Raw genomic sequence first — 12,857 nt, 5'->3', positions numbered from 1 at the left:
ATTTCTACACCCCAGCCATCATCGACCGGGCCCCGGTCAGCATCGCGGTGGCCTCAGAGGGCGATGCGCCGGTGCTGGCGCGGCTGATCCGGGCGCGCATCGAGGCGGCACTGTCGCCCAATCTGGGTGCGTTGGCCCGGCTGGCCGGGTCGATGCGGACGCGAGTGGCCGGTCTGCTGCCCGGTGCGCGGGCCCGGCGCTACTACGAGGAACTGGTCACCTCACCCGAAGTGGAGGCGGCATTCCTGCACGGCGAGGGTTCGGCCAAGGCCGAAGCGCTGCTCGACCAGCACGTGGCAGAGGGCGACAGCCCGGGCGTTGTCTGGCTGATCGGGGCAGGGCCGGGCTCCGAGGACCTGCTGACGCTGCGGGCGCAGCGGCTGCTGCAGCAGGCCGATGTCATCGTCCACGATCATCTTGTGCCTGCCGCCGCCGTCGAGATGGGTCGGCGCGATGCCGAGCGCATCCTCGTGGGCAAGCAGAAGGGGCACCACTCGTTCACCCAGGCCGAGATCAACGCGTTGATCGTCCGCCTCGCCAGGGATGGCAAGCGCGTGGCACGGCTGAAGGGCGGCGATCCCATGGTGTTCGGCCGCGCCGGCGAGGAGATCGACGCGCTCAAGGCACATGGCATCGACTTCCACGTCGTGCCGGGCGTCACGGCGGCGCTGGCGGCAGCCGCCGACACGGCGACACCGGTGACCCTGAGGCAGGTCTCGACCGGCTTCGTCCTCGCCACGGCGCACGGGGCCGATTCCGAGGAGCTCAGGCACTGGGCGGCGCTGGCCTCGGCGGGCCTGACGCTGGCGCTCTACATGGGCAAGTCGGTGGCCTCCGCGACGGCCTCGCGGCTGATCGCGGAGGGGGCGGGCCCGGCCATCCCGGTCGGCGTCGTTGTGCGGGCCGGCCGCAGGGACCGGGTGCTCTACCGCGGTACGCTGGGGTCGCTGGCGGCGTCCGCGACCGAACTCGAGGATGGGCCGGCGATCATCTTCGTGGGCGAGGCGATCGCCCATGGCGACTGGCGGCAGGCGATCGAGATCGCGCGCGTCGAATTCAAGGTGGCATGAAACATGGAAATCCTCACCGGCAACGAGCTGATGAGCGGGGCGACGGTCTATCTCGATCGCGCCGGCAGGTGGGTCGAGGACCTCCAGCAGGCGCGCCTGTTCGGTAACGACGAGGCCGAGGCGCGCGATGCCGCCATCGCCGCGACCCGGCAGACCGGCCGCATCAACTCGCTGGAGATCGAGACCGTGAAGCTCGTCGACAGCGCCATCGTGCCCGATCGCATCCGGGAACGCATCCGTGCCGAGGGCCCGACGGCCCCGCGCTTCGAGCGCCAGCATCTCGACGAGGACGGCCATGTATCGATATGACGAGTTTGACGCCGCCTTCGTGAAGGCGCGCACGGCGCAGTTTTCCGACCAGGTGGCGCGACGCCTGTCGGGCGAACTCAACGAGGACCAGTTCCGGCCCCTCAGGCTGATGAACGGCCTCTACCTGCAACTGCATGCCTACATGCTGCGCATTGCCGTGCCCTACGGTACGATGAGCGCGCGCCAGCTGAGGATGCTGGCCCACATCGCGCGCACCTACGACCGCGGCTACGGCCACTTCACCACAAGGCAGAACATCCAGTTCAACTGGCCCAGGCTGCGCGACATACCGAAGATCCTCGAGGACCTCGCAGCGGTCGAGATGCACGCCATCCAGACTTCGGGCAATTGCATCCGCAACATCACCACCGACCAGTTCGCCGGTGCCGCCGCCGACGAGATCATTGATCCCAGGCCCGTCGCCGAAATCCTCCGTCAGTGGTCCTCGCTGCATCCCGAGTTCAGCTACCTGCCGCGCAAGTTCAAGATCGCCATGAGCGGGGCGACGCACGACCGGGCAGCGATCCGCTTTCACGATATCGGCCTGCAGGCGACCACCAGCGCCGCGGGCGAAGTCGGCTGGGAGGTCTGGGTCGGTGGCGGCTTGGGCCGCACGCCGATGATCGGCAAGCAGATCAGCCCCTTCGTGCCGCACGAGCACCTGCTCGCCTATCTCGAGAGCATCCTCAGGGTCTACAACCGCTACGGACGCCGCGACAACAAGTACAAGGCGCGCATCAAGATCCTCGTCCACGAGGAAGGCATCGAGTCGATCCGGCGCCAGGTCGAGGAGGAGTTCGCGCAGGTGAAGGGCGGTGTCCTCACCCTGCCGCAGGGCGAGCTGGACCGGATCGCCGCCTACTTTGCCGCGCCGGACTACGAGCGGCTCAATGCCACCACTCTCGACCTCGCCCGCGAGAAGATCGTCGCCCCGGCCTATGGCCGCTGGCTCGAGCGCAATCTCAATGCGCACCGGCAGCCGGGCTATGTCTCGGTGACCATCTCGCTGAAGCCCGTGGGCGGCGCCCCCGGCGACGCGACCGACGCCCAGATGGATGTCGTCGCCGATCTCGCCGAACGTTACTCGTTCGACGAGTTGCGCGTCAGCCACGAGCAGAACCTGGTGCTGCCGCACGTGCGCATCACCGACCTGCCGGCGATCTACGAAACCCTGGTGGCGAACGGCCTCGCCGAAGGCAATGCCGGCCAGATCACCGACATGATCTGCTGCCCTGGCCTCGACTTCTGCGCGCTGGCCAATGCCCGATCGATCCCGCTGGCGCAGGAACTCACCCGCACCTTCGCGGCGCCGGAGCGGCAGGCCGAGATCGGCGATCTCAAGATCAAGATCTCGGGTTGCATCAACGCCTGCGGCCACCACCACGTCGGCCACATCGGCATCCTCGGAGTGGAGAAGAAGGGCACCGAACTCTACCAGATCACCGTCGGGGGCGATGCCACCGAACACGCCGCGATCGGCGATATCCTCGGGCACGGCTTCGTCGTCGAGGATGTGCCGGCCGCCATCGAGCGGCTGGTCGACGCCTATCTCGCCCGTCGCGAGGGCCCGGCCGAGACCTTCATCGCCGCCTACCGCCGCCTCGGCAAGGAGCCGTTCAAGGAGGCGTTGTATGGCAATGCGTGATCCCTCCGTCTTCCCTCTCCCCTTGAGGGAGAGGGTGCCTCGCGAAGCGAGGCGGGTGAGGGGCAGTACCTCATCCGTCCCCTCATCCGGCGCTGCGCGCCACCTTCTCCCTCAAGGGGAGAAGGGAGAAAGAACCTGCAATGGCCGCCACTAGCCTCGCCGCCACTCCCTTCCGCCAGCACAGGCCGGACAAGCTCCGCCAGCTCGGCATCATGTCGCTCAACGGCATGTTCGACGAAATGGATGGCGTCGGCGTGCTGCGCCAGGCCGTCACCGAGCTGCTGGTCGACGACGTGGCCATCGTCTCCTCGTTCGGCGCGGATTCGGTGGTGCTCCTGCACATGGTGTCGGAAGTCGACCGGAACCTGCCGGTCTACTTCCTCGAAACCGGCAAGCACTTCCCCGAGACCCTCGACTATGTCGAGACGCTGAAGCAGCATCTTGGGCTCGCCAATGTCATCGCGCTTCGTCCGGACGACAAGGACGTGCTGCGCTTCGATCCCGCCGGCGACCTGTGGGAAACCGATCCCGACTCGTGCTGCCACATCAGGAAGACCGAGCCGCTCGATCTGGCGGTCTCCGGCTTCGGCGGCTGGGTCACCGGCCGCAAGCGCTACCAGACGGCGGAACGCGGCGTGCTGCCGCACTTCGAGCTGACCAGCGACGACCGCGTCAAGGTCAATCCGCTCGCCTATTTCTCCGATGCCGACATCGCCGCCTACAAACTCAAGTACGGGTTGCCCGAGCATCCGCTCTACACTAAGGGCTACAAGTCCATCGGTTGCGCGCCCTGCACGAGCGTGGTGGCCGAGGGGGAAGACCCGCGCGCCGGCCGCTGGCGCGGGCTCAACAAGAAGGAATGCGGCATCCATTTCGACTTCAATGGAGCGATCGCCAAGCCGATGGCCGCCGAAGACCTGAGCCTGTTCAAGGACGGCGCCTTCATCGCCGATCCATTCCGCCCCTGGAGCGACGGCGACGACGCGGCATCGGTGCGCTACACCCACGTGCCGCTGCCGGTGTTCCTCGCGGGGCGCGAGGCCATCCTCGCCAACCCGCATCCGCTCGGGCTGCTGGTCTCCCCCGGGGACGATGTCACGCTTGCCGCCGCGGACCTCTCCCGCTTCGCCTCGGTCGCCATCGCCTTTCCCGGCTTCACCGACGGGCGCGGCTACTCGTCGGCGCGGCTGGTGGTCGAGCGCTACGGCTACAGGGGCGAGGTGCGTGCGGTGGGGGATGTGCTGGCCGACCAGGTCCCGCTGATGCGGCGGTGCGGCATCAATGCCTTCGTGGTGCGCCACGAGCCGACCCGCAAGGCATTGATCGAGCGCAAACTGTCGACCGTGGATATCTTCTATCAACCGGTCGGCAGCACCGAGGTCCCCCTCGGTACGCGGCCGTTCCTCCGCCGCCCGGTGGAGACGGCCTGAACCAGACGACCCAATCGCACGGTGTCGTCCCGGCGAAGGCCGGGATCCATGGCGCGAGCCAGCACCGAAGTTGAGATGGGTCCCGGCCTTCGCCGGGATGACACCGAGCGCGCGGCCAGGGCCGCTTCAGAACTGAGAATGAGATGAGCCAGAACGAAATCGTCACCGATGTGGTCATTGTCGGCGCCGGCCCGGTGGGCCTGTTCGCCGTGTTCGAGCTGGGGCTGCTCGATATCAAGTGCCACCTCGTCGACATCCTCGACCGGCCGGGCGGGCAGTGTGCCGAGCTCTATCCCGAAAAGCCGATCTACGACATTCCCGGCTTCCCGATGATCACCGGGCAGGGCCTCGTCGACAACCTGATGCAGCAGATCGCGCCGTTCGGTCCCGAGTTCCATTTCGGCCGCATGGTGACCAGCCTCACCCGGCTCGAGGATGGCAGCTTCCGGCTGACCACAGATGCCGACGAAACCTTCCTGTGCAAGGCCGTCGTCATCGCGGCGGGCGGCGGCTCGTTCCAGGCCAAGCGCCCGCCGGTCGAGGGCATCGAGGCCTACGAGGGCCAGTCGGTGTTCTATGCGGTGCGCCGCATGGAGGATTTCCGCGACCACGATCTCGTCATCGTCGGTGGCGGCGACTCGGCGCTCGACTGGACGCTGAACCTGCAGCCGCTGGCGAAGTCGCTGACCCTCGTACACCGGCGCGACGAGTTCCGTGCCGCGCCCGCCTCGGTCAACGAGATGCGGCGGCTGGTCGCCGAGGGCAAGGTCAAGCTGCTGATCGGCCAGATCGGCAGCGTCGAGGGCGCCGACGGGCAGCTCGGCGCCGTCACCATCAAGACCGCCGAGGGCGAGGTGAAGCTTCCCGCCACCCGCATGATGCCGTTCTTCGGGCTGACCATGAAGCTCGGGCCGGTCGGCGACTGGGGGCTCGAACTCAACGACAACCTGATCGCCGTCGATACCGCGAAATTCCAGTCCTCGGTGCCCGGCGTCTTCGCCATCGGCGATATCAACGCCTATCCGGGCAAGCTCAAGCTCATCCTCTCCGGCTTCCACGAGGCGGCGCTGATGGCACAGGCGGCCAAGTCGATCGTCTCGCCGGGCGAGCGGGTGATCTTCCAGTACACCACCAGCTCCACCAAGCTGCAGAAGAAGCTCGGCGTGGCGTGACACTATCAGGCCGTCGGGGGCGCAGGTCGCATTCCCCTGCAATCCTCGACGGCCGACGGCCTACTCCGAGCCGTCGTCCTCGTCGTCGCCCGGCACATATTGCAGGATATCGCCGGGCTGGCAGTCGAGCACCTGGCAGATGCGCGATAGCGTGGCGAAGCGGATGCCGCGCACCTTGCCCGACTTGAGCAGCGACACGTTCTGCTCGGTGATGCCGATGCGCTCGGCGAGTTCCCTCGAGCGCAGCTTGCGGCGCGCCAGCATGACATCGAGATTGACCACGATCGCCATGGTCAGACGATGCCCCGCGCGTCGTCCTCGAGCCGCCGCGCCTCGGCGATGACGAGCGCGAAGGCCAGCGCCAGGATGCCGACCAGCAGCGTGGCCAGTTCGGTGCTGCCGAAGGCGATGGCGAGCGTCCGCGTGCCGTCCGCCGAGCCCAGGCTTTCGAGATAGGCGAGGGCGGTGTGCGCCAGCGTGGCGGCGATGCCGGTGGCAAAGGCGCCCCAGCCCAGTCCGACCAGCGCGGCGACGGCGCGCGGCGCAAACGGGTCGGCGCCGCGCAGGGTGGCGAACAGCCGGCCCGCCTGCCACAGGCAATAGCCGAAGGTTGCCGCCGGGATCGCCGCGACCAGCGCGCCGAGCTGGGCGTTGCCGCCGAGCTCGAGCCCCATCTGCCGCAGCCACGGGTCGCGAACCTCCGGGAAGGCGAGGGCCGCGCCGACGAACAGCACGACCAGCAGCAGTCCGCCCCAGGCCACCAGCTGCCCGCCGAGGGCCGTGCGGCGCAGGCGGCGGGAGGTCGTCGTCGAGTGCGGGTCTGGCATGGCGAAGATTCCTGTTGTATAACCAAAAATGATCGTATTACGATAAATCATCATCGTAAAGCGACAAAGAGCATCCCATGCCGAAATACCTCCGCGCCCTGCTCCTCACCGTCACGCTCGGCCTCTTCGGCTGTGCCAGCGTGCCCCTCGGCTCGGTCGTGCCGCTGCTGCGGCTCGATCTCGCGACGACGCGGATCGAGGCCTTGCGGGTGGCGGTGCGTCTGCCCGAAGCGGTTCGTCCGCGCCCCGGCGGCGTGGTGCTCGATGTCGTGCTGAACCGGCAGGGACTGCCCGAGCTGAAACAGGCCTACCTCCTCGTCGAGACCGAGGGCGCCGCCGATCTCGCCGGCCTGGTCGGCCAGCAGCGTCCGGGCTTCCGCCTGACGGCCTACCGGCTCGGTGCCGAGGACCTCGAGCGCTTCCGCGCCGTGCAGGTCGCGCTGGCCGAGGCGCGCGCGAGCGGAAAGTCGGGAGGCCTGGGCTTCGGCATCGCCACGCGCGAGTTCTGTCGCACCGGCGAGGCCGCCCCCGGCCGCATCCCGGCCTCGACCTACCTGATGACCGCCGAGAGCAATGGCTGGCTCACCGTCAGCGAGGATTTCGACCTGATGGGCGAGCCGAAGGTCGCCGCCGAGCTTGCGAACCTTGCTGCGTGCTGAGGCCGGCGGGTCGGGGCAAGTTTTCGCTTCCGTCTGCGGCTCTGCATGCTACACAGCCGCGCGCAACTCGCGGAGCCGATCCACGATGAAGATCCTCGTCACAGACCAGTCCGGAACCCGACACGAACTCGAGGGGCTGGAGAGCTGGCGGGTGATGGAGGTGATCCGGGACTGGGGCCTCGATATCAAGGCCGAGTGCGGCGGCGCCTGTTCCTGCGCCACCTGCCACGTCTACGTGGACGAGTCCTGGCTGAAGCGGCTGCTGCCTGCCTCGCCCGAGGAGGAAGACCTGCTCTACACCGCCCCCGGGCGGCAGGCCAATTCCCGGCTCAGCTGCCAGATCCTGCTGTCGGACGCGCTGGACGGGCTCGAGGTCACCCTCGCCCCCGGCTCCGCCAAGGACTGAGTCCGTCCCCGTCGGATCGGCGGTGACCCTTCGCCCCGACCACCCCGGGCGTGGCGCGGCCGCCGGACGTCAGGTAACGTAGGCCTCGTGGACCCAGCCGGTGTTGACGGGCAGGCCGTTCTGCAGCACCGAGACGCTGATCCAGCGACCCTGTCGTTCCAGCGGCCTGAGCCTGGTGCCGTTGGCGAGCAGCACCATCACCGCGAACTGCGTGCCGGGCCCGGCGCGCAGGTTGAGCCCCTCGGCAACGTTGACGGTGAGTTCGCCGGTGGCGGTCGAGTCGTCGGCGTTGCCGTCGTCCCCGAACACCAGTTCGCGGAACCGGGCCATGTCGAAGGCCGGGCCGGGGTCCCATTTGCGGGTCGGCGCGATGTCGTCGTGGCCGACGATCTCGTCGATGCCATAGGCGTCCACCGCGGCCCGCGCCAGGGCGACGGCACTGCGGATCTGCGCCTCCGGATAGTCCTCCCAGCCGATCGGCTGCGTGCTGCCGTCCGGGTTGCCGTTGCGGTGCACGCCCATGAAGGGATCGGCGATCGGGCGGCCGGTATAGGTCTGCCAGCCGCTGCCGGCGCGCTTCAGGAAGCCCCAGTTGGCCAGCTCGATGCCGAACGAGGAGCGGTTGAGACCGACGATGTGGTTACCGTGCCGATCGCGCCATTCCGAGGTGCCGGCATGCCAGGCGGGCCTGTCGAAGGAGACGCACTGGATGATCGAGCCGTCGCGCTCGATCACCACCTGCGCAGACGATCCCGGATTGTCCGGGCTGTTGAACCAGGCGGCACTGGATGCCGCCGTGCCGCCATAGGTGAAGTGCATCACCAGTATCTTTGGCGGTCGGACGAAACTTGCGCTTGTATAGCGGGATTCAACGAATGGAACATTCGTTCCGTCAACCTGGACTCTGCCATTTCGGATTCGCGTCGCCATGCCAATTCCTCCATCTGGGCTGAACGTCACGTAACTCGGCTAGTCAGTATGGATCAGTGTAGAGGCACGTGGAGTAACTATCCATGATGCATTCGTGAGATGGGGATTATTCGCAGAGTAGCGAACAATCCTCGGATTGAATGACGAAAGCTTCGCCGCGCACGGCAGGTCTTCAGGGCCGTCGGGGTGCCGGCGATGGTTGCCGGCCGCGCAGCGCGCACCCCCTGCGGCCGGGCTTGCCGTCGGTCAGACGCCGGACTGGTCAACTGGCCAGCGCTGCCGAGACCCCCTCGAGCAGCTTGGTGGCGCTGCGGGTCAGCGCCTGCGCACCGAGCTTACTGGCGCGCTCGCGCAGCTGCGGGTCTTCGCGCACGGTGTAGATGAAGAACGGCGTGCGGCTCCCGCGCTTGTTCAGCTCTTCGAGCAGCGCGAACCCCGCCTCCGTCTCGGCCCCGCGCCCGAGGTCGGAGATGATGGCGTCGAAGCCGCTGGAGCCGGCGAGCCTGAGCGCCTGCTCGGTGCTGACCGCGCTGGTGATCCGGATATTGAACTTCTCGAAGGTGCGCTGCAGGTTGGCGTTGTTCTCCGGGTGGTCGTCGACCCACAGGACGGACTTGGCCTGCTGCTTGTCTCTCGTCCAGGATTGCAGGGCCACCCGCCGCACCGTGGAAACCGATTCCTGGGCGATGGTCTCGGTGCTGGGCGCCGCCTCGCCGGCAATGACCGGGGCGGACGCCGTGGCGGCCGCCAGCGTCGCCGCCTGCTCCATCATGGCGATGTAGTCCTTGGGGTCCTTGAAGTCGCCCGGACCGAACAGGTTCTTGGGGTACTTCGCCACGAGGTGTACGAAGGCCCAGAGCACAACGAAGGGAAAGGTGGCGAGGAAGGCCACGATGATGGTCAGGTCGTAGCCGTCGATGTCGTTCGGCACCGAGATGGAGATTGCCGCGAAGGCGTAGACCAGCACGATGAACAGCGCGATGATGCCGAGCGGATTGCGGGCCAGCGCAATCGCCGTGCGGTTGAAGTCGGCGCTCAGGCCCTGCTGCTGCGAGTCCGGTTCGTCGGCCAATCGCTGTCCCCCGATGCTCCCCGCCGCATTGATGCGCCGCCTGCGGGCATGGGCAATCCGGGGCAACTGCCTACGTGGCGCTACGCGTGGGGGAGGCCGTTGCCGCCGTGGGTCTCAGCGCGCCGTTTCGGTGTTCAGCACGTTGGCCAGTTCCGGCACGAAGTCCTTGACCAGCGGTTGGCGCAGCGCCGCGAAGGGCAGGGGGCGGACGACGCGCATCGCGGCGATGCCGACGCGCACCGTCATCAGGCCGTTGACCACGCCTTCCCCGAGCCGGGCCGAGAGCTTGGCCGCAAGCCCCTGTCCCACCAGCTGCTCCACCACCCCGTCGGTCAGCACCAGCCCGCCTGTGACGGCGAGATGGGCGAGCACGGCGCCGGCGAGGCGCCAGGTTCCGATCACGCCGGGGCGGGCGCCGTACAGCCGGGCGATGTCGGCTCCGAGCCGGATGCTCTCGTAGGCGACGAACGTGATGTCGACGACGGCACGGGGGGAGACCGTCGTCACCAGCGCCACCCGGCGGGCAGAGGCCGCGGTCAGCGTCCGGGCGCGGGCGTCGAGCGGCGCCATCAGCAGCCGCTCGGCCAGCCGCACCTGTTCGGCGCCATCGAAGACCTGCCGGCTGTCCCCCTCGATCTGCGCCAGCGGCCGCGCCAGCTCAGGACGCCGCGCGTAGAGGTGTCCGAGCTCGCGCACGATGGCGGCGCCCTCGCGGTTGCGGTCGTTCTCGAGCACCGCGTCCGCCCGTCTGCGCAGCCGCTCGAGGCTGTCGAGGCGCAGCACGGCACCCACCTCGCGCACCGCGATGCCAAGCAGGGCCAGCACCAGCGCGGCGGCAAGTCCCAGTGCCAGCCAGCCCAGCCAGGGCTGCGCCGCGAACAGGTCGGCGATCAGGCGTTCCGCGGCAAGGCCGACGGCCAGCGACAGCAGCAGCCCGCCGGCGATCCCCGCGACGCGCCAGAGCCAGCCGAGGCGTCGCGGCTCTGCCGCGGCGTCGAGGTCGGGGGCCGGCGCGTCGCTGATCGGTTCGATGCGCTCGGGCAGCGCCGGCGCGTCCCCGGGCGCAAAGGCGCGGGGGCGGCGAGCCGAACCGGCGGCTTCGGCCTCGGCTGGAACGGGCCTCGCGAAGGGTTGCTTCATTGCAGCTTGTCCCCGATCAGGAACTCCAGCGCCCGGTCGAGGCGGATATGCGGCAGCACCACATTGCCTTCGGCATTGCGCGCGAGGCGCGATGGCGGGCGGAAGCGCAGGAACTTCAGCGCGACACTGGTCCCGTCCTCCAGCAGTGAGTCCGGTTGCGCCGGCAAGTCACCGGGAAACAGCGCGATTTCCGTGTCGCCGTCATAGGTGACGCCGTCGAGGCTCTCACCCGCCTCGGGTGTTCCGACGATCACCTCGTGAGCGTCGACCTGGCTTTCCCGGGTGGCGCGGATCGCGGCCAGCGCCACCGAGCGCGTCTCGGCCCCGGCGAACCTCGCCCGACGCGCCGCGCTGGCGACCAGCCGGTTCATCACGGCCTCGAGCCGGTCGTGGCTGGCCGAGTGGATGTGGTCGGCCTTGGTCGCGGCGAACACGATGCGGTCGATGCGGCGCGCGACGAGGCGGGTCAGCGGGTTGTTGTCGCCCTGCCGGAAGGCGGCGAGGATGTCGGTCAGCGCCGCCTCGAGGTCGACGACCGCCGACGGGCCGGCATTGAGCGCGCGCAAGGTGTCGACGAGGACGATCTGCCGATCGAGCCGGGCGAAATGGTCGCGGAAGAACGGGCGCACGACGATGGCCTTGTAGGCCTCGTAGCGTCGCTCCAGCGTGGCATAGAGGCTGGTGGACCGCACCGGGCCGGCGGGCGGCGGCAGCGGCGCGAAGGTCAGGGCCGGGCTGCCCTCGAGATCGCCGGGGAGGAGGAACCGTCCGGGCGGCAGGGCGCTCAGGGCCCGCCCGTCTTCACGGCTCGCCCTGAGGTACCCGGTGAAGGCCGCCGCCAGTCGCTCTGCCTCGGCGTCGCTCGCCTCGGCGAGCGGGTGTGTCTGCGCCAGTGCTGCATGGAACCGTTCAGCATCGTGGCGGGAATGCGGCCTATCCCCCCGTTCGAGCGCCTGCGCGCTCCATTCGGCATAGCTCAGCGAGAGCAGCGGCAGGTCCAGCAGCCACTCGCCGGGATAGTCGACGATGTCGAGGTTGAGCACCGTCGGGCCCAGCAGTCCTCCCGGCCAGCGCTGCGACTGGAACTTCAGGGCGATGCGCAATTCGCTGATCCGCCGCGTCGAGTCCGGCCAGTGCGGCGACTTTCCGGTGAGTGCGGCCAGGTGCTGCTCGTAGGCGAAGCGCGGCACGCCCGGGTCGGGGTTTTCCGCCAGTCTGGCGCCGATGAGGCGGCCCTCGGTGAGCGCCGCCAGCCCCGGAATCCGCCCGCCGGTCAACAGGTTATGGACGAGCGCGGTGATGAACACGGTCTTGCCGGCCCGGCTCAGGCCAGTGACGCCGAGCCGCAGGGTGGGGGTGAACGGAGCCCTTGCCGCATCCGCCAGGTTGCTGAGCGCGATGCCGAGTTCGTCGGATAGGGTGGTCGGCGGCTGCGGCACGCGGGGATCCTCGGCTCCTCAGTCCGGAAGGTAGGCCGCGGCGGCCGGATTGCAAGGTGCCCGCGGCAATCCCCGCCGCCGCCGGTGGTGCTAGTCTGGCGGCAGCGGGAGTGAAAGCAGATTGCGGCGGGATCGAGGCAGGCGGGGACGGCCTCAGTTATCCCCGTCGCCGATGCGCGCGATGTCGTAGGGGGTCGTCTGGTAGATCTCGTTGATCCAGTTCTGGAACAGCAGGTGCCCGTGGCTGCGCCAGCGGTTCTCGGGTTCCACCGTCGGGTCGCCGCCGGGGAACAGGTTCACCGGCAGCGCCGGGTTCAGGCCCGCCTTGACGTCGCGGTCGTACTCATCGGCCAATGACCGGTTGTCGTACTCGAGGTGGTTCAGCATGTAGAGCGCCGGACGTGTCCTGTCGCGCAGCATGCATATGCCTATCTCATTGTTATCAATGAGGATTTCGAGGTCGTCGCCGATACTCTCGCGATCGAGGTCATTGTAGCGGCTGACCGGCACCATCGGGCTGTCCGAGAAGCCGCGCAGCCAGGGGTTGGGGGCGCCGGTCAGGGTGTGGCGGTACACGCCGAAGGCCTTCTGCGGCATGCGGTAGCGCCGCACCCGGTGGAAATGGTGCAGCGCCGCCTGCGCGCCCCAGCAGATGAACATCGTCTGGTGCACGTTCGAGCCGGTCCAGTCCATGATCTCAAGCATCTCGGACCAGTACTTGACCTCCTCGAACGGGATGTGGGCGATCGGTGCGCCGG

General features: G+C 68.5%; 14 protein-coding genes. 7 read left to right on the top strand and 7 right to left on the bottom strand.

The window, feature by feature from the left end; all coding sequences use genetic code 11:
* From cobA to ACE3TU_RS12080, 5 genes are all read left to right on the top strand, one after another.
* Positions 1-1,070: uroporphyrinogen-III C-methyltransferase (cobA, locus tag ACE3TU_RS12100; protein ID WP_374624490.1), on the top strand; the 1,070-nt coding region annotated here is incomplete at its 5' end.
* 3 nt (positions 1,071-1,073) lie between these two features.
* A complete protein-coding gene (locus ACE3TU_RS12095) occupies positions 1,074-1,379 on the top strand; it encodes a DUF2849 domain-containing protein (protein ID WP_374624489.1) in 306 nt (101 codons plus the stop codon).
* Entirely contained in the window at positions 1,366-3,024 is a 1,659-nt protein-coding gene (locus ACE3TU_RS12090) for a nitrite/sulfite reductase (protein WP_374624488.1), read from the top strand. The genes ACE3TU_RS12095 and ACE3TU_RS12090 overlap by 14 nt, the downstream gene beginning before the upstream one ends.
* 140 nt (positions 3,025-3,164) lie before the next feature.
* Positions 3,165-4,454, top strand: coding sequence for a phosphoadenylyl-sulfate reductase (locus ACE3TU_RS12085; protein ID WP_374624487.1), 1,290 nt, complete (start codon positions 3,165-3,167; stop codon positions 4,452-4,454).
* A gap of 143 nt (positions 4,455-4,597) precedes the next feature.
* Entirely contained in the window at positions 4,598-5,626 is a 1,029-nt protein-coding gene (locus ACE3TU_RS12080) for an NAD(P)/FAD-dependent oxidoreductase (protein WP_374624486.1), read from the top strand.
* Between the two features lie 60 nt (positions 5,627-5,686).
* Here the strand turns inward: ACE3TU_RS12080 and ACE3TU_RS12075 are convergent, their stop codons facing one another.
* Together ACE3TU_RS12075 and ACE3TU_RS12070 are read right to left on the bottom strand one after the other, a co-directional pair.
* The gene (locus ACE3TU_RS12075; RefSeq protein ID WP_374624485.1) at positions 5,687-5,917 is read right to left on the bottom strand and encodes a helix-turn-helix domain-containing protein; all 231 of its coding nucleotides are present in this window, start codon (positions 5,915-5,917) and stop codon (positions 5,687-5,689) included.
* Positions 5,918-5,919: 2 nt separating this feature from the next.
* Positions 5,920-6,453: a DUF2975 domain-containing protein gene (locus ACE3TU_RS12070; protein WP_374624484.1), complete on the bottom strand. Its 534-nt coding sequence runs from the start codon at positions 6,451-6,453 to the stop codon at positions 5,920-5,922.
* Positions 6,454-6,530: 77 nt separating this feature from the next.
* Here ACE3TU_RS12070 and ACE3TU_RS12065 point away from each other — a divergent pair, with 77 nt between their 5' ends.
* Both ACE3TU_RS12065 and ACE3TU_RS12060 read left to right on the top strand, forming a co-directional pair.
* On the top strand, positions 6,531-7,112 hold the full coding sequence (locus ACE3TU_RS12065) for a hypothetical protein (RefSeq protein ID WP_374624483.1): 582 nt from the start codon (positions 6,531-6,533) through the stop codon (positions 7,110-7,112).
* Between the two features lie 85 nt (positions 7,113-7,197).
* Entirely contained in the window at positions 7,198-7,518 is a 321-nt protein-coding gene (locus ACE3TU_RS12060; protein ID WP_374624482.1) for a 2Fe-2S iron-sulfur cluster-binding protein, read from the top strand.
* A gap of 69 nt (positions 7,519-7,587) precedes the next feature.
* Here the strand turns inward: ACE3TU_RS12060 and ACE3TU_RS12055 are convergent, their stop codons facing one another.
* The 5 genes from ACE3TU_RS12055 to ACE3TU_RS12035 all read right to left on the bottom strand — a co-directional run.
* On the bottom strand, positions 7,588-8,448 hold the full coding sequence (locus ACE3TU_RS12055) for an N-acetylmuramoyl-L-alanine amidase (protein WP_374624481.1): 861 nt from the start codon (positions 8,446-8,448) through the stop codon (positions 7,588-7,590).
* Positions 8,449-8,710: 262 nt separating this feature from the next.
* Positions 8,711-9,520 carry a two-component system response regulator gene (locus ACE3TU_RS12050; protein ID WP_374624480.1) on the bottom strand — a complete coding sequence of 270 codons (810 nt, stop codon included), beginning with the start codon at positions 9,518-9,520 and terminating at the stop codon, positions 8,711-8,713.
* Positions 9,521-9,634: 114 nt separating this feature from the next.
* Positions 9,635-10,660, bottom strand: a complete 1,026-nt coding sequence (locus ACE3TU_RS12045; protein WP_374624479.1) for a YcjF family protein — start codon at positions 10,658-10,660, stop codon at positions 9,635-9,637.
* On the bottom strand, positions 10,657-12,099 hold the full coding sequence (locus tag ACE3TU_RS12040) for a YcjX family protein (RefSeq protein ID WP_374624477.1): 1,443 nt from the start codon (positions 12,097-12,099) through the stop codon (positions 10,657-10,659). Before ACE3TU_RS12040 ends, ACE3TU_RS12045 begins: the two co-directional genes overlap by 4 nt.
* A 153-nt stretch (positions 12,100-12,252) precedes the next feature.
* Positions 12,253-12,857 (bottom strand): homoserine O-succinyltransferase (locus ACE3TU_RS12035; protein WP_374624475.1); only part of this gene is annotated, 605 nt, incomplete at its 5' end.

This window comes from Devosia sp., assembly GCF_041917035.1.
In the GTDB taxonomy this organism is placed as follows: Bacteria; Pseudomonadota; Alphaproteobacteria; order Rhizobiales; family Devosiaceae; genus Devosia_A.
Note: the sequence above shows the minus strand (reverse complement) of the source record. Positions and strands in the feature narration are given on the sequence as shown.